Genomic DNA, 25,023 nt, shown 5'->3' on the forward strand with positions numbered 1-25,023 from the left:
CCATGGCCATGCAGGATCTACTTTCCCAGGACGAGATCGACGCGCTGTTGCACGGCGTCGACGACGGCCTGGTGGAAACCGAGTCCGACGTCGAGCCGGGGGCGATCAAGTCCTACGACCTGACCAGTCAGGACCGCATCGTCCGGGGCCGCATGCCGACCCTGGAGATGATCAACGAGCGTTTCGCGCGCTACACCCGCATCAGCATGTTCAACCTGCTGCGCCGCTCGGCGGATGTCGCCGTGGGCGGCGTGCAGGTGATGAAGTTCGGTGAATACGTGCACTCGCTGTACGTGCCTACCAGCCTCAACCTGGTGAAGATGAAGCCGCTGCGCGGCACCGCGCTGTTCATCCTCGACGCCAAGCTGGTGTTCAAGCTGGTGGACAACTTCTTCGGCGGTGATGGACGCCACGCCAAGATCGAAGGCCGCGAGTTCACTCCGACCGAGTTGCGCGTGGTGCGCATGGTCATCGAGCAGGCTTTCGTCGACCTCGCCGAGGCCTGGCACGCGGTGATGCCGATCACCTTCGAGTACGTCAACTCGGAAGTGAACCCGGCGATGGCCAACATCGTCAGCCCCAGCGAAGTGGTGGTGGTCTCCACCTTCCATATCGAACTGGACGGCGGCGGCGGCGACCTGCACATCACCCTGCCGTACGCGATGATCGAGCCGATCCGCGAGATGCTCGATGCCGGCTTCCAGTCCGACGTGGACGACCAGGACGAGCGCTGGATCAACGCCCTGCGCGAGGACATCCTCGACGTCAACGTGCCGCTGGGCGCCACCGTCGTGCGTCGTCAGCTCAAGCTGCGCGACATCCTGCACATGCAGCCGGGCGACGTGATCCCGGTGGAGCTGCCGGAGCACATGATCATGCGCGCCAACGGCGTGCCTTCCTTCAAGGTCAAGCTGGGTTCGCACAAGGGCAACCTGGCCTTGCAGATTCTCGATCCGCTCGTGCGTCCGCGCTGAGCGAATCCCAAGAGGACCCACCATGTCAGATGAAGAAAACGTGACCCCCGAAGAACAGGCGCTGGCCGACGAGTGGGCCGCGGCGCTCTCCGAATCGGGAGATGCCAGCCAGGACGACATCGACGCGCTGATGGCCCAGGGTGGCGCCACGCCGGTGGCCCCGGCAGCGCCGCGCGCGCCGATGGAAGAGTTTGGTATGGCGCCCAAGGCGCCGACCATCGCTGGCCTGGAAGGGCCGAACCTGGACGTGATCCTGGATATTCCGGTGACCATTTCCATGGAGGTCGGCCACACCGACATCAGCATCCGCAACCTGCTGCAGCTCAACCAGGGGTCGGTGATCGAGCTCGATCGCCTGGCCGGCGAGCCGCTCGACGTGCTGGTCAACGGCACCCTGATCGCCCACGGTGAAGTGGTGGTGGTGAACGAGAAGTTCGGCATCCGCCTCACCGACGTGATCAGCCCCAGCGAACGCATCAAGAAGCTGCGCTGACATGGCCCGCCTGCTCGCACATCTCTGTGCCCTGCCGCTGCTGGGGCTGTCCTTCTTCGCCCTGGGCGAGGAGGCCAAGGCGCCGGCGTCGAACCCGGCCATCGTCCACGCCAGCTCCACGCCGAGCATCATCACCGGCAGCGCCGGCGCACAGCTGATGCAGCTGCTGCTGGGCCTGGTGCTGGTGGTCGGCCTGATCTTCCTGCTCGCCTGGCTGGTGCGCCGCGTGCAGCAGGTGAGCCCGCGAAGCAACCAGGCGATCCGCCTGATTTCCAGCCAGGCCCTCGGCCCGCGTGACCGCCTGGTACTGGTGCAGGTGGGCGAAGAGCAGGTGCTGCTGGGCCTGACCCCCGGCCGCATCACCCCGCTGCACGTCATGCGCCAGCCGGTACATGCCGCCGAGTCGGAGCCGGCACAGCCGGAATTCGCCCAGCGCCTGCTGGAATTGCTGAACAAGGACAAGGGCCGCCCGCAGTGACCCGTTCGCCGACGACTTCCGTTCTGCTCGGCGCGCTCAAGCGTTGCGCGCCGCTGCTACTGGCCCTGCTGGCGCTGATGGCGCCGCAGGCCTTCGCCGCCGATCCGACGCAACTGACGGCGATCACGGTGACCACCAACCCGCAGGGGCAGCAGGAGTATTCGGTCAGCCTGCAGATCCTGCTGATCATGACCGCGCTGAGCTTCATCCCGGCGTTCGTCATGCTGATGACCAGTTTCACCCGGATCATCATCGTCTTCTCCATCCTGCGCCAGGCGCTGGGCCTGCAGAGCACGCCGTCGAACCAGATTCTGGTGGGGCTGGCGCTGTTCCTGACGATGTTCGTGATGGCGCCGGTGTTCGACAAGATCAACAGCACGGCACTGCAGCCTTACCTGAATGAACAGATTCCCGCCCAGGAAGCGATCAGTCGCGCCGAAGGGCCGATGAAGGCCTTCATGCTGGCGCAGACCCGGCAGTCGGACCTGGAGCTGTTCGTGCGCCTGTCCAAGCGCACCGACATCCCGAGCGCCGACGCCACGCCCCTGACCATCCTGGTCCCGGCGTTCGTCACCTCGGAGTTGAAGACCGCGTTCCAGATCGGTTTCATGATCTTCATTCCGTTCCTGATCATCGACCTGGTGGTGTCCAGCGTGCTGATGGCGATGGGCATGATGATGCTTTCGCCGCTGATCATTTCATTGCCCTTCAAGATCATGCTGTTCGTCCTGGTGGACGGCTGGGCGCTGATCATCGGCACGCTCGCCGGCAGTTTCGGGACGGTCTAGCGATGGTTCATTTTCCCTGTAGGAGCGAGCGTGCTCGCGAAGCTCTTGAGCGGCTGCGGTTCGCGAGCAAGGACTGGGCGCCCCCCTCGCTCCTGCCCAAGCCTGAAAGAACGGAGTCACCATGACCCCCGAAGTCGCGCTGGACCTGTTTCGTGAAGCGCTCTGGCTGACCGCGATGATCGTTGGCATCCTGGTCGTGCCGAGCCTGCTGGTGGGGCTGGTGGTGGCGATGTTCCAGGCCGCCACGCAGATCAACGAACAGACTCTGAGCTTTCTGCCGCGCCTGCTGGTGGTGCTGGTCACGCTCATCGTCCTGGGCCCCTGGCTGCTGCGGCAGCTGATGGAGTACACCCAGAACCTGATCACCAGCATTCCCACGCTGATCGGCTGATGCTCGAGCTCAGCAATGCGCAGATCGGCAGCTGGATCGGGTCCTTCCTGTTCCCGCTGTTCCGTGTCGCCAGCCTGTTGATGGTCATGCCGATCTTCGGCACCCAGCTGGTGCCCACCCGCGTGCGCCTCTACCTGTCCCTGGCGATCGCCGTGGTGCTGGTGCCCGGCCTGCCGCCGATGCCGCAGGTCGATGCGCTGAGCATGAAGGCCATGTTCCTGGTCGGCGAGCAGATCCTCATTGGCGCCATGCTCGGCTTCACCCTGCAGTTGATGTTCCACGCCTACGTCATCGCCGGGCAGATCATCTCGATGCAGATGGGCCTGGGCTTCGCCTCGATGATCGACCCCACCAACGGCATTTCGGTGCCGGTGCTGGGGCAGTTCTTCACCATGCTGGTGACCTTGCTGTTCCTCTCCATGAATGGCCACCTGGTGGTGTTCGAGGTGCTCGCCGAGAGCTTCGTCACCCTGCCGGTGGGGGAGGGGCTGTCGGGCAACCACCTGATCACCGTTGCCGGCAAGCTCGGCTGGGTGATCGGCGCCGGGCTGATCCTGGCGCTGCCGGCGGTCACCGCGCTGCTGGTGGTCAACCTTGCCTTCGGCGCCATGACCCGCGCCGCGCCGCAGCTGAACATCTTCTCCATCGGCTTCCCGCTGACCCTGGTGATGGGCTTCATCATCGTCTGGATCGGCAGCGCCGACATCCTGTCGCAGTACCAGTCGCTCGCCAGCGAGGGGCTGCAACTGCTTCGCGAACTCGTGAGGGCCCGCTGATGGCCGAGAACGACAGCAGCGAAGACAAGTCAGAGGAACCCACAGAGAAACGGCGCCGAGAGGCGCGCGAGAAAGGGCAGCTGCCGCGATCCAAGGAGCTGAACACCCTTGCCGTGCTCGTGGCCGGCGCCGGCGCGCTGCTGATGTACGGCGCCAGCCTGGCCGATGCGCTGATGCGTCTGATGCGCGGCAGCTTCGAGCTGGACCGCGCCACGGTGATGAACAGCGAGAGCATGCTCAACCTGCTGGTGGCCGCCGCGAAAATCGCCGGGGATGGTGTCTGGCCAATCCTCGCCGTGCTGCTCGCGGCAGCGCTGATCGGGCCGGTATCGTTGGGCGGCTGGCTGTTCTCGGCCGAAGCGCTGGCGCCCAAGTTCAGCCGGATGAATCCGCTGGAAGGGCTCAAGCGCATGTTCTCCGTGCGTTCGGTGGTGGAGCTGTCCAAGGCGCTGGTGAAGTTCGCGGTCGTGCTGGCGGTGGCGATCCTGGTGCTCAGGTCCGACCAGGACGACCTGCTGGCAATGTCCCATGAACCCATGGAGCAGGCGCTGATCCACTGCGCCAGGGTGGTGGGCTGGAGCGCCTTCTGGCTGGCCTGCAGCCTGATGCTGATTGCTGCCTTCGACGTGCCGTACCAGCTCTGGGACAACCGCCAGAAGCTGATGATGACCAAGCAGGAGGTCAAGGACGAGTACAAGGACTCCGAGGGCAAGCCGGAGGTCAAGGCCAAGGTACGCCAGATGCAGAGGGAGATGGCCAACCGGCGAATGATGCAGGCGGTGCCGCAGGCCGATGTGGTTATCACCAACCCGACCCACTTCGCCGTGGCCCTGCAGTACGACCCGGCCGCCACCGGCGCGCCCAAGCTGCTGGCCAAGGGCAACGACTTCATGGCCCTGAAGATTCGCGAGATCGCCCAGGAGCACAAGGTCACGGTGCTCGAATCGCCGGCGCTGGCGCGGGCGGTCTACTACTCCACCGAACTGGACCACGAGATTCCTGCCGGCCTATACCTCGCCGTGGCCCAGGTACTGGCCTACGTCTACCAGCTCAAGCAATACCGCGCCGGCAAGGGCAAGCGCCCGGGACCGATGCCGGATCTGCCGATCCCGCCGGATTTGCGCCGCGACGAGTGATGCAGGCGCGCGCCCGCTATGTCCCGCTGCCCCGGTGGCAGTAGCATGGGCGGTTGATGGCCGGGCCTGCCGGCTCGGTTGCACGGATCGCGATGGGAAACTTCGATGCTTCATGGATTCTCCGTCGGCTGGCGCTCGGCGTTCGGCTTTCTGCTCTGCCTGCTCTGCTCCCTGCACGTCTGGGCGGCTCCGGCCTCTGATGGCGGAGTGCTGCTGCCGCTGGGTGAGCGCGTGGTGGACGTCACCGGCACCCTCGACTCCTCCGCCAGGGAACGCCTGACCGGCAAGCTCAAGGCCCTGGAAGACCGGCGCGGCGCGCAGATCGCCGTGGTGATGCTGCCCACTGTGGGGCCGATGGGTATCGAGGCGTTCTCCGAGAAGCTCTTCAACCTCTGGAAGCTCGGCCGCAAGGGCGTGGACGACGGCGTACTGCTGGTGGTGGCCTGCGCATCGAGGTTGGCTACGGCCTCGAAGGGGTGATTCCCGATGTCGTCGCCGGGCGCATCATCCGTGAGCGCATGGCGCCGGCGTTCCGCGCGGGCGACTATGCCGGCGGTATCGAGTCGGCGGTGGATGCGCTGATCGCCCTGGTCGACGGTGAAGCGTTGCCGGAACCGGCGCCGCAGCCGCTGCATGTTCCGCTGGAGGCGTGGTTGCTGCTGGCCTCGTTCGTGGCCGGCGGTGTGGGCGGTGTGCTGCTCGCGGCGCGGCGCCTCGGTTGGCGTGGCGCGCTGGCGCTGGGCGCAGTGGGCGTCGCGCTGGTAGCGCTACTGGCCAGCGGCACGGACCGCCTGGCGACCATAGCCATCGCGCCGCTCTGTCTACTGATCGGCGGCGCCACCTTCGGCGCGCTGTGGACGGTTCGAGCGGTGTTCTACAGCGTGCTCGGGCTGATCGCCTACTGCGTTCTGCTCGGCCTCCTGACGCCACGCTTCGGCGCCATCCTCTGGTTGTATGCGCTGGCCGCGCCGGTCGCGGTGCTGGCCATCATCGGCCTGTGGTGGTTGCTGATCTCGATGATGCGCGATGCGTGGCGTGGCGAACGCAAGCCCCGCAAAGGTCGGAAAGGGCGCAAGGCGAACAAGGCTCAGCCTGGACGCAAGGGCTTCTACGTGCGACTGCTGATCCTCTTCGGCCTGTACCTGCTGGTCGACTTCTTCGCCGGGGCGCCGAAGGCTCCCTTGAACTGGCTGCTGGTGCTGCCCTTCATGTGCCTGCCGGGCTTGCTGGTGTTCGCCGCGGGGCAGGGCGGTTCGGCAGGGGGCTCTGGCTCGGGCGGTGGTTCGTCCGGCGGCAGTTCGGGCGGTGGCGGGTTCTCCGGGGGCGGCGGCTCCAGTGGCGGCGGCGGTGCGTCAGGGAGCTGGTGACGGCATAATCCCTCGACTCGCCTGGCTGCCAAGCCCACACCTTCAGGGAAAGAAGGCATGACCCTCTGGATTCATTGCGCTCTGTACGTCTTCCTCTTGCTCGGCTCGGTTGGTGTGCGGGCAGAGGTTCCGACTGATGCAGTCCGCCCTGCCCAGGACGGGCTGGTAGCTGTGCCCTATGACGCGGATGCCGAGGGCGAGCCTGCACGATCCCTCGAGGTGCCGGAGCTGAAGAGCCCGGTCACCGATCTCACCGGTACCCTCGGCAGCGACTGGATCGCGACCATGCAGCAGCGGCTGCTGGCATTGCAGCAGCGCAAGGGCTCGCAGCTCGCCATCCTGATGGTGCCCACCACCGGCGAGGACAGCATCGAGCAGTACGCCACCCGCGTCTTCGAACAATGGCGCCTGGGGCGCCAGGGCGTGGACGACGGCGTGCTGGTGTTGGTCGCCAAGGACGACCGGAGCATGCGCATCGAAGTCGGCTATGGCCTGGAAGGGGCGATTCCCGATGTGATCGCCGGGCGCATCATCCGGGAAGAGATGGTTCCGGCCTTCCGTAACGGTGACTTCTCCGGCGGCCTCGAGAATGCGGTGGATGTGCTGGAGCGGCTGATCGACGGCGAGACCCTCCCGGACGAGCGCCGCAGCAGCGGCCTGACCTGGGAAGGCTGGCTGCTGCTGATCGGGCTGGTCGGCGGCGGTATGGCCGGCGTCGTGCTTCGCCGTCGCTGGCTGGGCGTGAAACTTGTGCTGCCGACGCTGGCGGTGGCGGCAGTGCTGATGGCCGCCAGCGCAGGGCTGAAGAGCCTGCCGATGCTGCTCATGGCCATTCCCATCAGCATGCTCTTCGGCGCGGGCATCGGTGGGCTGGCGGCGGGCTCGCGCCTGGCCGCCGGGATTATCGGTGTCATCGTCGCCTATCTCCTTGCGCTGGTGGTTTATGCGACGCTCTTCGATGGCGGATACGTAGTGTTCTACGCCCTGGCCGTGCCCATAGGCGGCATCCCTTGCGTGGTGCTGCTGTGCCTGCCGTTCGTACTCGCCTGGAAGGCCTGGCAGCGCAGCCGCGTGGAGTTCGGCATCCGGCTGGTGTTGGCCCTGAGCATCGCCGGAATCATGATCGAGGTGTCGGGTGTCCTTCAGCAGCCCTGGGCGTTCCCCGAGTCGTTGGTGCTGGTTCCCATGTTGCTCATCCCGCTGTTGTTCGCCTTCCTTCCCGGTGCGTGGGGCGGCGGGGGAGGCGGTGGTTCCAGCGGTGGCAGCTCCTCGTCCAGCAGCGGCAGTAGTTACTCCGGTGGCGGCGGCTCCGGCGGCGGGGGCGGCGCCTCGGGGAGCTGGTGAGAGAGCCCGCTCTGTTTCAGGCATTTCAGGTCTTTCGAAAAAGTTGGAACGCTTCCTGCAAAACCCTGTGCGGATGCCCGTTGGGCGTCAAAAGTTTGATCCGGTGGCCGGCTCGGTCACCCACTTGCAGGGGATTTCGGGTGGATCGTACGCAACTGATCGGCACTGTTCGCAGCAACCTGGTAGGGCTCAGCCGAGGCAACCTCGGCGTGCCGCTGCTGTTGCTGGCCATGCTGGCGATGATGACCCTGCCGATCCCGCCGTTCCTGCTGGATGTCCTGTTCACCTTCAACATCGCCCTGTCCATCGTTGTCCTGCTGGTCAGCGTGTACGCCCTGCGCCCGCTGGACTTCGCCGTGTTCCCGACCATCCTGCTGGTCGCCACCCTGTTGCGCCTGGCGCTGAACGTCGCGTCCACCCGCGTCGTGCTGCTCCACGGCCACGACGGCCATGCGGCCGCGGGCAAGGTGATCCAGGCCTTCGGCGAGGTGGTGATCGGCGGCAACTACGTGGTCGGTATCGTGGTCTTCGCGATCCTCATGATCATCAACTTCGTGGTGGTCACCAAGGGCGCCGGGCGTATCTCCGAGGTGAGCGCGCGGTTCACCCTCGACGCCATGCCCGGCAAGCAGATGGCCATCGACGCCGACCTCAATGCCGGCCTGATCGAGCAGGGCGAGGCGAAGAAGCGCCGCGCCGAAGTGGCCCAGGAAGCCGACTTCTACGGCTCCATGGACGGTGCCAGCAAGTTCGTCCGCGGTGACGCCGTCGCCGGTCTGCTGATCCTCTTCATCAACCTCATCGGTGGCGTGGCCATCGGCATGATCCAGCACTCGATGAGCTTCGCCGACGCCGGCAAGGTCTACGCCCTGCTGACCATCGGTGACGGCCTGGTGGCGCAGCTGCCCTCGCTGCTGCTGTCCACTGCCGCTGCGATCATGGTGACCCGCGTCTCCAGCTCCGAGGACATGGGCGCCCAGGTCAACCGCCAGATGTTCGCCTCGCCCAAGGCGCTGGCGATTTCCGCGGCCATCCTGATCGCCATGGGCCTGGTCCCCGGCATGCCGCACGTCTCCTTCATCGGCCTGGGTGGCCTGGCCGCCGCTGGCGCCTACCTGATCTGGCACCGCCAGCGCCAGGCCAGCCAGAAGGCCGAGCAGGAAGCGCAGAGCCAGCAGGAGCTGCTGCCGGCGCAGCGCGCCGAGCAGACCAAGGAGCTGGGCTGGGACGACGTGACGCCGGTCGACATGGTCGGCCTGGAAGTCGGCTACCGCCTGATTCCGCTGGTGGACCGCAACCAGGGCGGCCAGTTGCTGGCGCGGATCAAGGGCGTACGCAAGAAGCTGTCCCAGGATCTGGGCTTCCTCATGCCGTCGGTGCACATCCGCGACAACCTAGACCTGTTACCCAACGCCTATCGCCTGACGCTCATGGGCGTCAGCGTGGCGGAAGCCGAGATCTACCCGGACCGCGACCTCGCCATCAACCCCGGCCAGGTGTTCGGCACCCTCAACGGCATCGCCGGCAAGGACCCGGCGTTCGGTCTGGAAGCCGTCTGGATCGAGGCCTCGCAGCGTGATCAGGCGCAGTCCCTGGGCTACACCGTGGTCGACGCCAGTACCGTGGTCGCCACTCACCTGAACCAGGTATTGCACAAGCATGCCCATGAACTGCTCGGCCACGAGGAGGTTCAGCAACTGATGCAGCTGCTGGCCAAGACCTCGCCCAAGCTGGCCGAGGAGCTGGTGCCGGGGATGATTTCCCTGTCGACCCTGCTCAAGGTGCTGCAGGCGCTGCTGCAGGAGCAGGTGCCGGTACGCGACATCCGTACCATCGCCGAGGCCATCGCCAACGTCGCGGTGAAGAGTCAAGATCCCGCCGCAATGGTGGCGGCGGTACGCGTCGCGCTATCCCGCGCAATCGTGCAAACCATTGTGGGACTAGAGCCGGAGCTGCCTGTGATCACTCTGGAACCGAGGTTGGAACAGATATTGCTCAATAGTCTTCAGAAGGCCGGACAGGGCTCCGAAGACGGTATGTTGCTGGAACCCGGAATGGCCGAAAAGCTGCAACGCTCGATGATCGAAGCGGCGCAGCGCCAGGAGATGCTTGGCAAGCCGGCGATCCTGCTGGTGGCCGGCCCGGTCCGCGCGATGATGTCCCGATTCGCGCGGATGGCGGTCCCCACCATGCACGTGCTGGCGTACCAGGAAATCCCGGACAACAAACAAGTCACGATTGTTGCCACCGTTGGGCAGAATTGATTGAGGTCGCAGGCCATGCAGGTAAAACGCTTCTTCGCCGCTGATATGCGTCAGGCCATGAAACTGGTGCGTGACGAGCTGGGCCCGGACGCCGCGATCATCGGCAATCGCCGTGTCGCCGGCGGCGTGGAGCTGACCGCGGCGCTGGATTACCAGGCCCCGGTGGCGGCCAGCAAGCCGAACCCGGCGCTGGAAGCCGAGCTGCGCAAGACCCAGGCGAAGATCGCCCAGGCCAAGGCCGATCTGTCGGCACCGACCCGCGCGAGCGACGGTGTGCGCAAGGACCGTCAAATGTACGGCACCGAGAAGCCACGGCGCAGCGCTGCCGAGACCCTGGCCGAAGCCATGGCCGCGCCCGTCGCCCCGGCGGCGGCCAGTGTCGGCCAGCAGGCCCTGGAAGCCATGCGCTTCGAACTCAACGGCCTGCGCGAGCTGATCGAAGTGCAGCTTGGCTCGATCGCCTGGAACCAATTGCAGAACCAGCGTCCGAAACAGGCCAACCTGTGGCGCCGCCTGCAGCGCATGGGCCTGCCGGCCGACCTGTCGCGCAGCCTGCTGGAGCGCGTGGCCTCCATCGCCGATCCGAAGCAGGCCTGGCGCATGCTGCTGGCGCACCTGGCGCGCTCGATCAATACCCCGGAAACCGACCTGCTGGAGCAGGGCGGCGTGATTGCCCTGGTCGGCCCGGCCGGCATGGGCAAGACCACCACCCTGGCCAAGCTCGCCGCCCGCTACGTGCTGAAGTACGGCGCGCAGAGCATCGCCCTGGTGTCGATGGACAGCTTCCGCATCGGCGCGCAGGAGCAGATCAAGACCCTGGGCCGTATCCTCAACGTGCCGGTGACCCTGGTCGATCCGGGCCAGTCGCTGATCCAGGCCATGGCCCCGCTGGCGCGCAAGCGTCTGGTGCTGATCGACACCGCAGGCCTGCCGGCCACCGATCCGGCGCTGCGCATGCAGCTCGAAGCGCTGTCGTCGCTGAGCCTGAACGTGAAGAATTACCTGGTGCTGGCCGCGACCAGCCAGGCCCAGGTGCTCAAGGCCGCCTGGCAGAACTATCGTTCCTGTGGGCTGGCCGGGTGCATCCTGACCAAGCTGGACGAAGCGGGAAGCCTCGGTGAAGCTCTGGCTCTGGCTATCAGCCAGCATCTCCCGGTAGCCTATCTGGCTGATGGACCGAAGATTCCGGATGACCTGCAAGTGGCACGCGCGCACCAACTGGTCAGCCGTGCGGTGAGCCTGCAGTCGCCGGAAGAGCCCAGTGAAGACGCCATGGCCGACATGTTCGCCGGCCTTTACCAGCAGCCGGTGCGTCGCGCCAGCTGAATATTGTGAGCCCCGGGTGGGGCGTGGGGCGGCCGGTTGAGCCGCCCAAGCGATGCGGATGCTCTGCTAGACGATCCGCGAGCACCGGAGGCGGTGGAGCACCGCAGCCGGATTAGCCGAAGCGTTTGATGCGCAACGGTCGAACGACGAGACAAGGTATTGATATGGGTATGCATCCGGTTCAGGTAATCGCAGTCACCGGTGGCAAGGGTGGCGTGGGCAAGACCAATGTGTCGGTGAATCTGTCGCTGGCGCTGGCCGATCTGGGCCGCCGCGTCATGCTGCTGGACGCCGACCTGGGCCTGGCCAACGTCGACGTGCTGCTGGGTCTGTCGCCCAAGCGCACGCTGGCCGATGTGATCGAAGGCGAATGCGACCTGCGCGACGTGATCCTCCAGGGGCCCGGCGGCATCCGCATCGTCCCGGCGGCCTCGGGCACCCAGAGCATGGTGCACCTCACGCCGATGCAGCATGCCGGGCTGATCCAGGCGTTCAGCGACATCAGCGACAACATCAACGTGCTGGTCGTGGACACCGCCGCCGGTATCGGCGACTCGGTGGTGAGCTTCGTCCGCGCTGCCCAGGAAGTGCTGCTGGTCGTTTGTGATGAACCCACGTCCATCACCGATGCCTACGCTTTGATCAAGCTGCTCAATCGCGACTACGGCATGACCCGTTTCCGCGTACTGGCAAACATGGCGCACAGCCCCCAGGAGGGGCGCAACCTGTTCGCCAAGCTGACCAAGGTCACCGACCGCTTCCTCGACGTGGCGCTGCAGTATGTCGGCGCCATCCCCTACGACGAGTCGGTGCGCAAGGCGGTGCAGAAGCAGCGTTCGGTGTATGAGGCGTTCCCGCGCAGCAAGGCGTCCCTGGCCTTCCGTGCGGTGGCGCAGAAGGTCGACAGCTGGCCGCTGCCGGCCAACCCACGAGGGCACCTGGAGTTCTTCGTCGAGCGCCTGGTGCAACATCCCACGGGTTCGGCCGTATGATCGCGGCCTCCGGAGCGCGTATGTACAGCAAGGCACAGGCGCACAACTCCCAGGAACTGCTGATCCAGCGACACGCCCCGTTGGTCAAGCGCATCGCCTACCACCTGCTGGGCCGCCTGCCGGCCAGCGTGCAGGTGGAGGACCTGATGCAGGCCGGCATGATCGGCCTGCTGGAGGCAGCGAAGAAATACGATTCGGGCAAGGGCGCGAGCTTCGAAACCTACGCCGGCATCCGCATCCGCGGCGCCATGCTCGACGAAGTGCGCAAGGGCGACTGGGCCCCGCGTTCGGTGCACCGCAACACCCGCATGGTCAGTGACGCCATCCGTGCCGTCGAGGCGCGCACCGGACGCGACGCTAAAGATCAGGAGGTTGCTGCCGAACTCAATATGAGCCTCGAAGATTATTACGGCATCCTCAGCGACACCCAGGGCAGCCGTCTGTACAGCTTCGATGACATGTTGCAGGACGGTGAACAGGGTAGCGGCCTTGCCGAAGACGCTTCGCACCACGACAACGAGCCGTCCCACGGGCTGGAAGATGAACGCTTCCAGGCGGCCCTGGCCGACGCCATCACCAAGCTGCCCGAGCGCGAGCGGCTGGTGCTGGCCCTGTACTACGACGAGGAACTCAACCTCAAGGAGATCGGCGAGGTGCTGGGCGTCAGCGAATCGCGCGTCAGCCAGCTGCACAGCCAGTGCGCCGCGCGCCTGCGTTCGCGACTGGCGGAGTGGCGCGCTCGCTGAGCATCGGGTAGTTTCGCGCCTGCTTGTTCCTAGCGAAAAGGCTGAAGGTATTTTCCTTCGGCAAGTTAGAGGCTTACGAATTTTTTGGGTGACGTTCCCTTGACGCGCCCACAGCAAAGAGCGCTCGGCGTTCAATGAATTGACGGCTCGCCCGCCAGGGCGCGTTTGGTATCGATGGAGGCAGGTTTGGACAAGAACATGAAAATTCTCATCGTGGACGACTTTTCCACGATGAGGCGCATCATCAAGAACCTCCTGCGGGACCTGGGGTTCACCAACACCGCAGAAGCCGATGACGGCACCACTGCGCTGCCGATGCTGCACAGCGGCAACTTCGACTTCCTCGTGACCGACTGGAACATGCCCGGCATGACCGGCATCGACCTGCTGCGTGCGGTCCGCGCCGACGAGCGCCTGAAGCACCTGCCGGTGCTGATGGTCACCGCCGAAGCCAAGCGCGACCAGATCATCGAAGCTGCCCAGGCCGGGGTCAACGGCTATGTGGTCAAGCCTTTCACCGCCCAGGTGCTGAAAGAAAAGATCGAGAAGATTTTCGAGCGGGTCGGCAGCTGAGGCTGGCCAAGAGGGCGTCATGGATTTCAACGAATCCGCGGGTGACTTCGAGTCGACCCTGAAAAAACACGCGCGCGAATTGGTCGACTGCCTCGAACGCGGCGAAGTCCAGACTGCCGTGCAACTGATCTCCGAGCTAAACCAGGCGCGCGATCGTGGTCTTTACCAGGAAGTGGGCAAGCTCACCCGTGAGCTGCACAACGCCATCGTCAACTTCCAGATCGACCCCAGTTCCCCCCGCGCCCAGGAAGTTTCGCAGATCGCTGACGCGACTGATCGCCTGTCCTACGTGGTGACGATGACCGAGAAAGCGGCCAATCGCACCATGGACCTGGTGGAAGAGTGCACGCCGGTGGTGATGCACATCGAGACCCAGGCCAAGGAGCTGCAGGAGGACTGGTCGCGCTTCATGCGCCGCGAGCTGGGCCCCGAGGCCTTCCGTGACCTGGCCAAGCGCGTCGAGCAGTTCCTCTACATCAGCGCCCAGGACAGCCGCAAGCTTTCCGCGCACCTGAACGACATCCTGCTGGCGCAGGACTTCCAGGACCTCACCGGGCAGGTGATCAAGCGCGTCACCAAGCTGGTGACCGAAGTCGAGTCGAACCTGGTGAAGCTGGTCTGGATGGCGGGGCAGGTCGATCGCTACGCCGGCATCGAGCATGACCACGACGGCATGCGCGACGCGGTGGAAAAAGAAAGATCGTCCAAGGGTGAAGGTCCGCAGATTGCTGCCGATACAAGAAAGGACGTCGTGTCCGGTCAGGACGATGTCGACGATCTGTTGTCCAGCCTTGGTTTTTAAGCGTCCGCTGACGCTGTAGAGGGAGCACCCGAATGAGCTTCGACGCCGATGACGAAATCCTCCAGGACTTCCTGGTGGAGGCCGGCGAGATCCTCGAGCTACTGTCCGAACAACTGGTCGAGCTGGAAAGCCGCCCGGAAGACATGGACCTGCTCAATGCCATCTTCCGTGGCTTCCACACCGTCAAGGGTGGGGCGGGCTTCCTCCAGCTGAACGCGCTGGTGGAGTGCTGCCACATCGCCGAGAACGTCTTCGACATGCTGCGCAAGGGCGAACGCCGCGTGGATGCCGAGCTGATGGATGTGATGCTGCAGGCGCTGGATACCGTCAACGTCATGTTCCAGCAGGTGCGTGACGCGCAGGAGCCGACCCCGGCCACTCCCGAGCTGTTGGCCGCGCTGTCGCGTCTGGCTGACCCGAACGCCGCTCCCGCCGAAGCTCCGGCTCCCGCCCCGGTCGTTGCCGAACCCGTTGCGCCAGAGGCCCCGGCGGCTCCTGCGGCGTATGGCGACATCACCGACGCCGAGTTCGAGCAACTGATGGATGCCCTCGAACCCGCTGCCGATACGCCCGCCGCGCCGGTTGGTGGCGGTGGCGACGACATCACCGACGACGAATTCGAAGCGCTGCTTGACCAGCTGCACGGCAAGGGCCAGTTCAGCGCCGGCGCCAAGGAGCCCGCCAAGGCAGCTCCGGCTCCCGCCGCCGAGACACCGCCCGCCAGCGACGAGATCAGTGACGACGAGTTCGAAGCGTTGCTTGACCAGTTGCACGGCAAGGGCCAGTTCACCGGCGCGAAGGAAGAAGCCGCCGCTGCCGTCGAGGCTGCCGCCGAGCCGAAAGCCGAAGAAGCTCCGGCTGCCAGCGGCGACGACAACATCACCGACGACGAATTCGAGAAGCTGCTCGACGAGTTGCATGGCAAGGGCCAGTTCACCGGCGCCAAGGAAGAGCCGGTCGCGGCCGCCAAGCCTGCCGCCGCCGCGCCTGCGCCCAAGCCCGCTGCCGCTCCGGCGCCAGCCGCTGCCGCCAAGCCGGCGCCGGCCAAGCCTGCTGCTGCCGCCGCCGTGGAGAAGCCGGCCAACGAAGCGGAAACCACCGTGCGCGTGGACACCGCCCGCCTGGACGAGATCATGAACATGGTCGGCGAGCTGGTGCTGGTGCGTAACCGCCTGGTGCGCCTGGGCCTGAACAGCGGCGACGAGGCGATGGCCAAGGCCGTTTCCAACCTCGACGTGGTCACCGCCGACCTGCAGTCGTCGGTCATGAAGACCCGCATGCAGCCGATCAAGAAGGTCTTCGGGCGCTTCCCGCGGCAGGTCCGCGACCTGGCGCGCAACCTGAAGAAAGAGATCAACCTCGAGTTGATCGGTGAAGAAACCGACCTCGACAAGAACCTCGTCGAGGCCCTGGCCGATCCGCTGGTGCACCTGGTGCGCAATGCGGTCGACCATGGCATCGAAAGCCCGGACGAGCGTGAGGCCGCTGGCAAGTCCCGCTCGGGCAAGGTGGTGCTATCCGCCGAGCAGGAGGGCGACCATATCCTGCTGTCGATCTCCGATGACGGCAAAGGCATGGACCCCGACGTACTGCGCGCCAAGGCCGTGGAAAAGGGCCTGCTGGACAAGGACGCGGCGGATCGCCTGTCCGAGTCCGACTGCTACAACCTGATCTTCGCCCCGGGCTTCTCGACCAAGACCGAGATCTCCGACGTCTCCGGCCGCGGTGTCGGCATGGACGTGGTGAAGACCAAGATTTCCCAGCTCAACGGCATCATCAACATCTTCTCGGCCAAGGGCCAGGGCTCGAAGATCGTCATCAAGGTCCCGCTGACCCTGGCGATCATGCCGACCCTGATGGTGATGCTGGGCAACCAGGCCTTCGCCTTCCCGCTGGTCAACGTCAACGAGATCTTCCACCTCGACCTGTCGAACACCAACGTGGTCGACGGCCAGGAAGTGGTGATCGTCCGCGACAAGGCCCTGCCGCTGTTCTACCTCAAGCGCTGGCTGGTGCCGGGCGCGCAGTATGACGAGCCGGGCGAGGGCCACGTGGTGATCCTCTCCGTCGGCACCCAGCGCATCGGCTTCGTGGTCGACCAGTTGGTGGGCCAGGAAGAGGTGGTGATCAAGCCGCTGGGCAAGATGCTGCAGGGCACGCCGGGCATGGCCGGGGCGACGATTACCGGGGACGGGCGCATCGCGCTGATCCTCGACGTGCCGAGCATGCTCAAGCGCTACGCCCGTCGTATCTGACCGCCGTGCGCGGGCCGCGAGGTCCGCGCCCGTGATGGAAGAAGTTTTTTTCAGGAGTGTCTATGGCTGTCAAAGTCCTGGTGGTGGACGATTCGGGGTTCTTCCGCCGCCGCGTGTCGGAGATTCTTTCGGCTGATCCGCAGATCCAGGTGGTCGGTACGGCGACCAACGGCCGCGAGGCGATCGATCAGGCGCTGGCACTCAAGCCCGACGTGATCACCATGGACTACGAGATGCCGCTGATGGACGGCATCACCGCCGTGCGGACCATCATGCAGCGCTGCCCGACGCCGGTCCTGATGTTCTCCTCGCTGACCCACGAGGGCGCGCGGGTGACCCTGGACGCGCTGGATGCCGGCGCCGTCGATTACCTGCCGAAGAATTTCGAGGACATCTCGCGCAACCCGGACAAGGTCCGCCAGTTGCTGTGCGAGAAGGTCCACACCATCGCCAAGAGCAACCGTCGCTTCGCCGCGTACTCGTCGTACTCCTCGAGCCCGGCCGCGCCGGCTTCGACTCCTGCCGCCGGCACGGCGCGCCCGATCGCTTCCGCTTCGTCGGGTGGTAGCCACGCGCCGGCCGCTCCGGCTCCGGCGAGTTCCGCCGCCCCAAAGCGTAAGCCCTACCGGCTGGTGGCCATCGGCACTTCGACCGGTGGGCCGGTGGCGCTGCAGCGGGTGCTGACCCAGCTGCCTGCCAATTTCCCCGCGCCGCTGGTGCTGATCCAGCACATGCCGGCGGCCTTCACCAAGGCCTTCGCCGAGCGCCTGGACAAGCTCTGCAAGATCACCGTCAAGGAAGCCGAGGATGGCGACCTGCTGCGCCCCGGCGTGGCGCTGCTGGCTCCCGGCGGCAAGCAGATGATGGTCGACGCCCGTGGCGCGATCCGCATTCTCCCCGGCGATGAGCGACTGAACTACAAGCCCTGCGTCGACGTAACCTTCGGCTCCGCGTCCAAGGCCTATGGCGACAAGGTGCTGGCGGTGGTTCTCACCGGCATGGGCGCCGACGGCCGCGAAGGCGCGCGCATGCTCAAGCAGGGCGGTGCCCAGGTGTGGGCGCAGGACGAAGCCAGCTGCGTGATCTACGGCATGCCCATGGCCATCGCCAAGGCCGGCCTGGCCGATGCGGTGTACAGCCTCGACGACATCGGCCGCCACCTGACCGAGGCCTGCGGCTGATGGATGTCCTCAGCCTGGTTGGCCTGATCCTCGCGCTGGTTGCCATCATCGGTGGCAACTTCCTCGAGGGCGGGCACGTCGGTGCCCTGGCCAACGGCCCGGCGGCGCTGATCGTGGTCGGCGGTACGCTGGCCGCAGCCCTGCTGCAGACCCCGGTGGCGGTGCTCAAGCGCGCGCTGACCATGCTGCGCTGGATGGTCCTGCCACCCAGGGTGGATCTGGTCGGCGGCATCAACCATGTGGTCGGCTGGAGCATGACGGCGCGCAAGGAGGGCCTGCTGGGCCTGGAAACCGTTGCCGATGCCGAGCGCGACCCCTATGCGCGCAAGGGCCTGCAACTGCTGGTGGACGGCACCGAGCCCGAAGCCATCCGCAGCATCCTCGAAGTCGACCTGTTCAACCAGGAAAGCCGCGACCTGGCCGCCGCCAAGGTATTCGAGGCCATGGGCGGCTACTCGCCGACCATCGGCATCATTGGCGCGGTGATGGGCCTGATCCACGTGATGGGTAACCTCGCCGACCCCAGCCAACTGGGCAACGGCATTGCTGTGGCCTTCGTCGCTACCATCTATGGCGTCGGCCTGGCCAACCTGCTGCTGTTGCCGATCGGTAATAAGCTCAAGAGCATCGTGCTGCGCCAGTCGTGCTATCGCGAGATGCTCATGGAAGGGCTGCTGTCCATCGCCGAGGGCGAAAATCCACGCTCCATCGAGCTGAAGCTGCAAGGCTTCGTCGGCTGAGGGGGAGGGATGCGCATGCCTCGCCGCAGACGCCATGAGGAACACGAGAATCACGAACGCTGGCTGGTGTCCTACGCGGACTTCATCACCCTGCTGTTCGCTTTCTTCGTGGTGATGTACTCGATCTCCTCGATCAACGAGGGCAAGTACAAGATTCTCTCGGAAACCCTGACCGGTGTGTTCAACCAGCCGGACCGCTCGATCCGCCCGATACCGGTCGGCGAGGAGCGCCCGCGCACCCAGCAGCCGGACCAGTCGCTGAACGAACCGCAGGACGACGGCCAGGCCCAGGGCAACCCCGATACCCTGCAGCAGATCACCGACAGCGTGCGCCAGGCCTTCGGCGACCTGATCGCCACCGATCAGCTGTCGGTGCGCGGCAACGAGTTCTGGATCGAGATCACCCTCAATTCCAGCCTGCTGTTCCCCAGCGGCGATGCAATCCCCAACGACGCTGCCTTCGAGATCATCGAGAAAGTCGCCAGGATTCTGGCGCCTTACCGCAACCCGGTGCACGTCGAGGGTTTCACCGACAACGTGCCGATCCACAATTCGCAGTACCCGACCAACTGGGAACTGTCGGCCGCCCGCGCCGCCAGCATCGTGCGCATGCTCGCCCAGGACGGCCTCGACGCTGGTCGGCTGGCAGCGGTGGGCTATGGCGAATTCCAGCCAGTGGCGGACAATGCCACGGCGGATGGCCGCGCACGTAACCGCCGGGTGGTGCTGGTGATCTCCCGCAACCTGGAGGTGCGCCGCAGCATCAGCGGGGCGGGCAGTGGCAAGGCACAGCCGGACCCGGCATTGCGACATGCTGGCACGCAACCTGCACCAGTGATTGCCAGTGAGGCGCCCGGCAGTGGCGCCGTCAATTCTTCGTCATCGGCCACAGGGCAATGAGAACCATGACTACGATCCTGAGCCGATGCTGTGCCACCGGGGAGCGCGCACTATGAAAGTCTGGGCGGTAGCCAACCAGAAAGGTGGCGTCGGCAAGACCACATCCTCCATCGCCTTGGCGGGCCTGCTGGCGGACGCCGGCAAGCGCGTGCTGATCGTCGACCTGGACCCCCACGGCTCGATGACCAGCTACTTCGGGCATGACCCGGACACCCTGGAGCACAGCGTATTCGACCTGTTCCTGCACCAGGGCAACGTCCCCGAGGGGCTGCCCGAATCACTGCTGCTGCCCACCAGCCACGAAAACATCCGCCTGCTGCCCTCGAGTACCGCGCTGGCTACCCTGGAGCGCCAGTCGCCCGGGCAGAATGGCCTGGGCCTGGTGATCGCCAAGAGCCTGGCGCAGCTGTGGAACGAATTCGACTACGCGATCATCGACAGCCCGCCGTTGCTGGGTGTGCTGATGGTCAACGCGATGGCGGCCAGCCAGCACCTGGTGATCCCGGTGCAGACCGAATTCCTTGCCCTCAAGGGCCTGGAGCGCATGGTCAACACGCTGAAGATGGTCAATCGCTCGCGCAAGCAGGCCCTGCCGTTCACCATCGTGCCGACCCTGTTCGACCGCCGTACCCAGGCTTCCCTGGGCACCCTGCGGGTGTTGCGCGATACCTACCCGGACACCCTCTGGCAGGCGTTCATCCCGGTCGACACCAAGCTGCGCGACGCCAGCCGCCTGGGTATGGTGCCGTCGCGCAACGACGGCAACAGCCGCGGGGTGATCGCCTACCGTGCGCTGCTCAAGCATCTGCTGGCCCATGTGCCGGCCAGCCAGGTAGCCTGAGCATGTCGCTGCTGAAGAACGCAGGCCCGAGCAAAAGAATCCGACGGATGCGTTCAAGTCCTGTGCGCCCGCTGCCGATAGGCTGGACAGTCACCTTGCGCGGTCATCAATCATGAGTCGTTCCGCTACCGCCACTCGCCCCCAGCTCGCGCTGCAGTCCTACCTGGACGCGCTGCTGCAGGAGGCCACTTTTGAAGACTTCGCCCCGGAATCGGTGGCGCAGCCCATTGCCGCGCCTGTTGCTCCGGCGCCGATAGCTCCGGTCGCGCTGGTGCTCAGCGAGCCCGTCGCGCCACTCACTGCCGAACCTCAGGCGGCGGTGGTGCAGGCGCCGGAAGCCAGCGTCAGCCTCGACGAATTCGAAGCGGCCGTGCTCGAAGAGCAGGTCCGCGATGCGCGCCTGAGCGTGGCCGCCCGTGCGCCGGCAGCGGTGGCCGAGCTGCGCCAGCCCGAAGCGCTGGCGCCGGCCATTGAAGCCCCCGTTGCCGACGAACCTGCGGTACAGATGGGCCAGGTCATCGACCTGCACCAGCCCGGCAGCGCGGAGATGCCCGCCGCGCCGCTGAAGCTGCTCGACGATGGTCGCCCGGTCTGGGCCGCCGAGCCCTTCGAGTGCCTGCTGTTCGACGTCGCCGGGCTGACCCTGGCGGTGCCGCTGGTGTGCCTGGGCTCGATCTATCCACTGGCGGGGCACGACCTGACCCCGCTGTTCGGCCAGCCGGACTGGTTCCTCGGCATCCTGCCGGGGCAGAACGGCAACCTGAAGGTACTCGACACCGCGCGCTGGGTGATGCCCGAGCGCTACCGCGACGACTACCGCGAGGGGCTGCAGTACGTGATTTCCGTGCAGGGCTACGAGTGGGGGCTGGCGGTGCACCAGGTCAGCCGCTCGGTGCGCCTGGACCCGTCCGAAGTGAAGTGGCGCAGCCAGCGCCAGCAACGCCCGTGGCTGGCCGGCACGGTGATCGACCAGATGTGCGCGCTGCTCGACGTCTCGGCCCTGGCCGAACTGATCGCCAGCGGCGCCGCCAAGCGCCTGCAGCCCTGAGGCTGGGTGCCAACCTGATTTGAAAGACAACCTCCACGCCGCAGGCGGCGTGGAACCAGAAGAGGCGAGGGGATATGAAGAAAACGTCAGCGCAAGGTGCCGAAGATCCGATTCTGCAGTGGGTCACCTTCCGCCTGGACAACGAGACCTATGGCATCAACGTGATGCAGGTCCAGGAAGTGCTGCGCTACACCGAGATCGCGCCGGTCCCCGGTGCCCCGAGCTACGTGTTGGGCATCATCAACCTGCGCGGCAACGTGGTCACCGTGATCGACACCCGCCAGCGCTTCGGCCTGGACCCGGCGCCGGTCTCGGACAACACCCGCATCGTCATCATCGAAGCCGACAAGCAGGTGGTGGGCATCCTGGTCGACAGCGTCGCCGAGGTCGTCTACCTGCGCCAGTCCGAGATCGAGACCGCGCCGAACGTCGGTAACGAAGAGTCGGCCAAGTTCATCCAGGGCGTCTGCAACAAGAACGGCGAGCTGCTGATCCTGGTCGAACTGGACAAGATGATGACCGAGGAAGAGTGGTCGGAGCTGGAGAGCATCTGAGGTGCTGATCGCTCTGGTTGTGCTCGGTATCGCCTGCGTGGGCCTCGCCGTGGCGTGCATCTGGCTGTCCGGCCGGCAGCGCGCCCAGGAGGCCGAGTCGGTGCAGGTGGCCAAGCAGCTGGCCGTGCTCGAACAGCGTCTGAAGGAGCAGGGCAAGCGCATCGAGTCGTACCAGCAGATCAATATCCGCATGGGCGAAGAACTGCGCGAGCTGAACAAACAGGTCGCGCCGCTGCCCGAGCGCCTGGTGCGCATCGAGCAGCGCGACCCCACCAGCCTCTCCTTCAGCCAGGCCGCCCGCCTGGTCGGCATGGGCGCCAGCCCGGAAGACCTGACCCAGAGCTGCGGCCTGTCCCAGGCCGAAGCCGAACTGGTCGCCCGCCTGCACCAGGGCAAGGCGCGGGACTGAGCCCGCGCCAGAGCCTGGTCTCGCGGTTTTTGCCGCTCTTGCCGCCTGTCGGGATTTCTGTGCTGTAGGAATGCCACTACCGGCAATTAGGACTCGTCTGATAAGAATGGCGGCAAATCGTCGCTAAATTGGCCCCGTCTACATTTTCCCGAGGCCATCGATATGGCGACCATTTCCCGACGGGCCATGGTGCTGTGCTCGCACCCAGGCCGGCTGCTGAACTACAGCGTGCTGCTCAATCGCCTGGAGTTCTACCACCTGAGTCTGTGCCTGAACCTGGATGAGGTGCGCAAGGCGCTTGCCAACCGGCAGCGCTACAGCCTGTTCATCCATGACGATTTCCGCCCGGGCCCCAATGAGCTGCTGAGCCTGAAGGCGCTGAGCCAGAGCAACACCTTCCGCCAGTTCCTGCTGGTGGGGAACTACAGCGCCGAGGAAAGGCGCGGCCTGATGCAGTGGGCCTGGGCCAATCGCGTGCCGGTGCTGGATGTGCTGGACAAGCCGATATCGCTGGCACAGCTGCGCGAGGTGACCAGCAGCATGGTGCTCTACCACAGCGAGGACGCGCAGCCGATCCGCAAGTCGGTGCGCGAGTTCCACGAGTACGCACCCGTCGGGGACCACCCGCCGTACCGGTTGGGCAGTGAGTGCTGCCGCTGATCCGCCTCAGCCGGGCCGGGATGCCGGCCCTTCCAGCAGCAGCGGCGCATCGCCATCCGCTGCGTCAGGGCGGTTGTTCAGTGGGCTCTTGCCCTTGAGGTACCAGGCGAAGGCGATGATTTCCGCGATGGTGCGATAGAGCGCCTCCGGGATCGCCTCGCCCAGCTCCAGCCGTGCCAGCAGGCGCACCAGTTCGGCGTTCTCGTAGATCGGCACCTCGTGGTGACGGGCAATGGCGAGGATGGTCTCGGCCAGTTCGTCGTCGCCCTTGGCGGTCAGCGTCGGGGCGTTCTGGCCGTCGTAGTTCAGGGCGATGACCTGGCGCGGCGGCTGCTTCATCTTCTTCATGCGGTCTCATCCACCCAGCGCTGCTCCACTGAGGTGCGCGGCCCCTGGGGCGGCTTGCCCTGGCTGCAGGACAATTCGCCGACGGTCAGGCCGGCGTCATTCAGGCGCTGGCGCAGGGTGCCCAGTTCGCGGTCGACCAGGCTGGCTGTGCTGGCGTGTTCCGCCCACATCTGGCTGGCGATGCTGCCATGGGCGAGGGTGGCCTGGACCTGCATCGGGCCCAGCGGTTCGAGATCGAACGCCAGTTCGACCCGCCACAGGGTGTCCTGCTGTTGCGGGTCACGCTCGCTGGCCGGTTTTTCTTCCTGCTGGATGCGCACCTGCAAGGGCACCAGTTGGTGCTGGTGGCGCATGGGGATTTCCATCTGCCAGGTGTTGAGCAGCGTGCCGTCGGGCAGTACGTCGCTCTGGGCGAGGCTGCTCAGTTGATGGGTCTGCAAGCGCGAGACGGCGGCCGCAGCCAGCTTGAGCAGGGACTCCAGGTCGCCTTCTTCTTCGAGTTGCTGGGCCAGCCGGGTGGGCAGCGGGAAACTGCTCGGCGGCGCTGTGCGTCCACCGGTCTGGCCGAGCACGCCAAGGGCGTTGCGGACAAAGGCCGGCAGCGATTGCGCCAGGTTGCTGGCACCTGCGAGGGCGTTGCCTGGCAGGTCGCCGAGCACGCCGGCGGCGGTTCCATTCGGTGCGGCCGGCAGCAGTTGGGCGATCAGCCGCAGTAGATTGGCCTTGAGGTCCTGTGGCAGGGGCTCGGCGCCGCGCAACAGTTGTGCTTCGAGGAAGGCCCCGCTGTGTTGTAGCGCCTGGGCAACCCCCTTGGCATCGCTCAGTTGGCGCAGGTCGGGGAGGGCGGAGAGCAACTTGTCCACAGCCTGCTGCAGTTCCGGCGCCATCGACTGGCCGCGCCCGGCACCCTGCAACGCGCTGAACAGGCCGTCCAGCGAGCCCTGGCGGCCTTGCTGCGCGGAGAGCTGGCGGGTCAGTTCGAGCTGATCGAGGCGACTCTCCAGTGGCAGGAACTGCAGGGCGTTATGGTCCTGCACGCGCGCGCTGAGCAGGCTGTTGAGTGGCAGCGGGTTGGGCGATTCGATGCTCAGCTGGCGGCCGGCCAGCGGCGTATTGAGCAGCGTCACCAGCACCTTGTAGATGGCCTGCTCGGCCTTGATCTGGGGAAGCAACTGGCTGGAGTCGACCTTGCCCTGCAGCAGGGTGCCCACTGGCAGGAGGTTCAGGTCCAGGCTGCCCAGCGGCGGCTGGCGACCGCCGAGGCCCAGCTGGGTGAGGCTCGGCTGGTTGATCAGGGTCGCGGCGAGATTGGTCTGGGTGAGCGATGCCAGTTCCAGAGTGGTGCCCTTGGGCAGGACCTGCGGGCAGTCCGCGACCACCAGGGCCTGCTGGCCGCTGGCCATGGTCAGACGCAGCAGCAGCTGGAAATTGACCGGCGTCTCGCGCACCGCGAGGACTTCGGCGTTGGCCTTTTCCCCTGGTGGCAGCAGGTCGCCCAGGCTCTGCGCGAGCTTGAGCGTCAGCTCCGCCGAGCTTTGTGCGCTGCGTGGCGTGGGCATGGGCGGTAGCGGGCGGGAAGCGCCAATTTCGCTCGGCATCGAGGACCTGTCCGGAAGGCAAAACGGGATTGCGCCCAG

At 65.9% G+C, this 25,023-nt stretch carries 25 protein-coding genes and 1 pseudogene; 24 read left to right on the forward strand and 2 right to left on the reverse strand.

The genetic code is table 11. From position 1 onward, the window contains the following. Positions 1–2: 2 nt before the first annotated feature. The 24 genes and pseudogenes from fliM to L6D89_RS21845 all read left to right on the forward strand — a co-directional run bounded on the left by fliM (position 3) and on the right by L6D89_RS21845 (position 23,038). On the forward strand, positions 3–974 hold the full coding sequence (fliM, locus tag L6D89_RS21730) for a flagellar motor switch protein FliM (protein ID WP_236173927.1): 972 nt from the start codon (positions 3–5) through the stop codon (positions 972–974). 22 nt (positions 975–996) lie between these two features. Continuing rightward, positions 997–1,467 carry a flagellar motor switch protein FliN gene (gene fliN / locus L6D89_RS21735; protein ID WP_236173928.1) on the forward strand — a complete coding sequence of 157 codons (471 nt, stop codon included), beginning with the start codon at positions 997–999 and terminating at the stop codon, positions 1,465–1,467. A gap of 1 nt (position 1,468) precedes the next feature. After that, complete coding sequence (gene fliO, locus L6D89_RS21740) at positions 1,469–1,945, forward strand: flagellar biosynthetic protein FliO (RefSeq protein ID WP_236173930.1); 477 nt, start codon at positions 1,469–1,471, stop codon at positions 1,943–1,945. A gap of 77 nt (positions 1,946–2,022) precedes the next feature. Continuing rightward, positions 2,023–2,733 (forward strand): flagellar type III secretion system pore protein FliP, encoded by a 711-nt coding sequence (gene fliP / locus L6D89_RS21745; RefSeq protein WP_236174017.1) that lies wholly within the window; start codon positions 2,023–2,025, stop codon positions 2,731–2,733. A gap of 121 nt (positions 2,734–2,854) precedes the next feature. Then, positions 2,855–3,124: a flagellar biosynthesis protein FliQ gene (gene fliQ / locus L6D89_RS21750; RefSeq protein WP_236173932.1), complete on the forward strand. Its 270-nt coding sequence runs from the start codon at positions 2,855–2,857 to the stop codon at positions 3,122–3,124. Further along, positions 3,124–3,900 carry a flagellar biosynthetic protein FliR gene (gene fliR, locus L6D89_RS21755; protein WP_236173934.1) on the forward strand — a complete coding sequence of 259 codons (777 nt, stop codon included), beginning with the start codon at positions 3,124–3,126 and terminating at the stop codon, positions 3,898–3,900. Before fliQ ends, fliR begins: the two co-directional genes overlap by 1 nt. Then, positions 3,900–5,036 carry a flagellar biosynthesis protein FlhB gene (flhB, locus tag L6D89_RS21760; RefSeq protein WP_236173936.1) on the forward strand — a complete coding sequence of 379 codons (1,137 nt, stop codon included), beginning with the start codon at positions 3,900–3,902 and terminating at the stop codon, positions 5,034–5,036. The genes fliR and flhB overlap by 1 nt, the downstream gene beginning before the upstream one ends. Positions 5,037–5,141: 105 nt before the next feature. Then, a pseudogene (locus L6D89_RS21765) lies at positions 5,142–6,403 on the forward strand (TPM domain-containing protein). A 57-nt stretch (positions 6,404–6,460) separates the two neighbouring features. Then, positions 6,461–7,747 carry a TPM domain-containing protein gene (locus L6D89_RS21770; protein ID WP_236201147.1) on the forward strand — a complete coding sequence of 429 codons (1,287 nt, stop codon included), beginning with the start codon at positions 6,461–6,463 and terminating at the stop codon, positions 7,745–7,747. Between the two features lie 140 nt (positions 7,748–7,887). Continuing rightward, the gene (flhA, locus tag L6D89_RS21775; protein ID WP_236201148.1) at positions 7,888–10,011 is read left to right on the forward strand and encodes a flagellar biosynthesis protein FlhA; all 2,124 of its coding nucleotides are present in this window, start codon (positions 7,888–7,890) and stop codon (positions 10,009–10,011) included. A 15-nt stretch (positions 10,012–10,026) separates the two neighbouring features. Beyond that, positions 10,027–11,337 carry a flagellar biosynthesis GTPase FlhF gene (flhF, locus tag L6D89_RS21780; protein WP_236201149.1) on the forward strand — a complete coding sequence of 437 codons (1,311 nt, stop codon included), beginning with the start codon at positions 10,027–10,029 and terminating at the stop codon, positions 11,335–11,337. Between the two features lie 164 nt (positions 11,338–11,501). Next, on the forward strand, positions 11,502–12,329 hold the full coding sequence (gene fleN / locus L6D89_RS21785; protein ID WP_236201150.1) for a flagellar synthesis regulator FleN: 828 nt from the start codon (positions 11,502–11,504) through the stop codon (positions 12,327–12,329). Continuing rightward, positions 12,326–13,075 (forward strand): RNA polymerase sigma factor FliA, encoded by a 750-nt coding sequence (fliA, locus tag L6D89_RS21790; protein WP_236173948.1) that lies wholly within the window; start codon positions 12,326–12,328, stop codon positions 13,073–13,075. Before fleN ends, fliA begins: the two co-directional genes overlap by 4 nt. A gap of 198 nt (positions 13,076–13,273) precedes the next feature. Then, a complete protein-coding gene (locus L6D89_RS21795) occupies positions 13,274–13,648 on the forward strand; it encodes a chemotaxis response regulator CheY (protein WP_085988857.1) in 375 nt (124 codons plus the stop codon). 19 nt (positions 13,649–13,667) lie between these two features. Then, the gene (locus L6D89_RS21800) at positions 13,668–14,450 is read left to right on the forward strand and encodes a protein phosphatase CheZ (protein ID WP_236201151.1); all 783 of its coding nucleotides are present in this window, start codon (positions 13,668–13,670) and stop codon (positions 14,448–14,450) included. A 32-nt stretch (positions 14,451–14,482) separates the two neighbouring features. Continuing rightward, positions 14,483–16,705 (forward strand): chemotaxis protein CheA, encoded by a 2,223-nt coding sequence (locus L6D89_RS21805; RefSeq protein ID WP_236201152.1) that lies wholly within the window; start codon positions 14,483–14,485, stop codon positions 16,703–16,705. Positions 16,706–16,767: 62 nt separating this feature from the next. Further along, complete coding sequence (locus L6D89_RS21810; RefSeq protein WP_236201153.1) at positions 16,768–17,886, forward strand: protein-glutamate methylesterase/protein-glutamine glutaminase; 1,119 nt, start codon at positions 16,768–16,770, stop codon at positions 17,884–17,886. Next, positions 17,886–18,626 (forward strand): flagellar motor protein, encoded by a 741-nt coding sequence (locus tag L6D89_RS21815; protein ID WP_236173954.1) that lies wholly within the window; start codon positions 17,886–17,888, stop codon positions 18,624–18,626. Before L6D89_RS21810 ends, L6D89_RS21815 begins: the two co-directional genes overlap by 1 nt. A gap of 15 nt (positions 18,627–18,641) precedes the next feature. After that, positions 18,642–19,526 (forward strand): flagellar motor protein MotD, encoded by an 885-nt coding sequence (motD, locus tag L6D89_RS21820; protein WP_236173955.1) that lies wholly within the window; start codon positions 18,642–18,644, stop codon positions 19,524–19,526. Positions 19,527–19,578: 52 nt separating this feature from the next. Next, the gene (locus L6D89_RS21825) at positions 19,579–20,367 is read left to right on the forward strand and encodes a ParA family protein (protein ID WP_081519303.1); all 789 of its coding nucleotides are present in this window, start codon (positions 19,579–19,581) and stop codon (positions 20,365–20,367) included. A 112-nt stretch (positions 20,368–20,479) separates the two neighbouring features. Continuing rightward, complete coding sequence (locus L6D89_RS21830) at positions 20,480–21,415, forward strand: CheW domain-containing protein (RefSeq protein ID WP_236201154.1); 936 nt, start codon at positions 20,480–20,482, stop codon at positions 21,413–21,415. Positions 21,416–21,489: 74 nt separating this feature from the next. Continuing rightward, the gene (locus tag L6D89_RS21835; RefSeq protein WP_015476565.1) at positions 21,490–21,969 is read left to right on the forward strand and encodes a chemotaxis protein CheW; all 480 of its coding nucleotides are present in this window, start codon (positions 21,490–21,492) and stop codon (positions 21,967–21,969) included. Position 21,970: 1 nt separating this feature from the next. Then, positions 21,971–22,378 carry a DUF2802 domain-containing protein gene (locus tag L6D89_RS21840; protein WP_236173957.1) on the forward strand — a complete coding sequence of 136 codons (408 nt, stop codon included), beginning with the start codon at positions 21,971–21,973 and terminating at the stop codon, positions 22,376–22,378. A 162-nt stretch (positions 22,379–22,540) separates the two neighbouring features. After that, positions 22,541–23,038: a hypothetical protein gene (locus tag L6D89_RS21845; protein WP_236173958.1), complete on the forward strand. Its 498-nt coding sequence runs from the start codon at positions 22,541–22,543 to the stop codon at positions 23,036–23,038. Positions 23,039–23,044: 6 nt separating this feature from the next. Here the strand turns inward: L6D89_RS21845 and L6D89_RS21850 are convergent, their stop codons facing one another. Next, positions 23,045–23,386: an EscU/YscU/HrcU family type III secretion system export apparatus switch protein gene (locus tag L6D89_RS21850; protein ID WP_236173959.1), complete on the reverse strand. Its 342-nt coding sequence runs from the start codon at positions 23,384–23,386 to the stop codon at positions 23,045–23,047. Beyond that, positions 23,383–24,984, reverse strand: a complete 1,602-nt coding sequence (gene fliK, locus L6D89_RS21855) for a flagellar hook-length control protein FliK (protein WP_236201155.1) — start codon at positions 24,982–24,984, stop codon at positions 23,383–23,385. The genes L6D89_RS21850 and fliK overlap by 4 nt, the downstream gene beginning before the upstream one ends. Between the last annotated feature and the right edge of the window lie 39 nt (positions 24,985–25,023).

The sequence above is a fragment of the Pseudomonas pseudonitroreducens genome (assembly GCF_021603645.1).
Taxonomy (GTDB): Bacteria; Pseudomonadota; Gammaproteobacteria; order Pseudomonadales; family Pseudomonadaceae; genus Pseudomonas; species Pseudomonas pseudonitroreducens.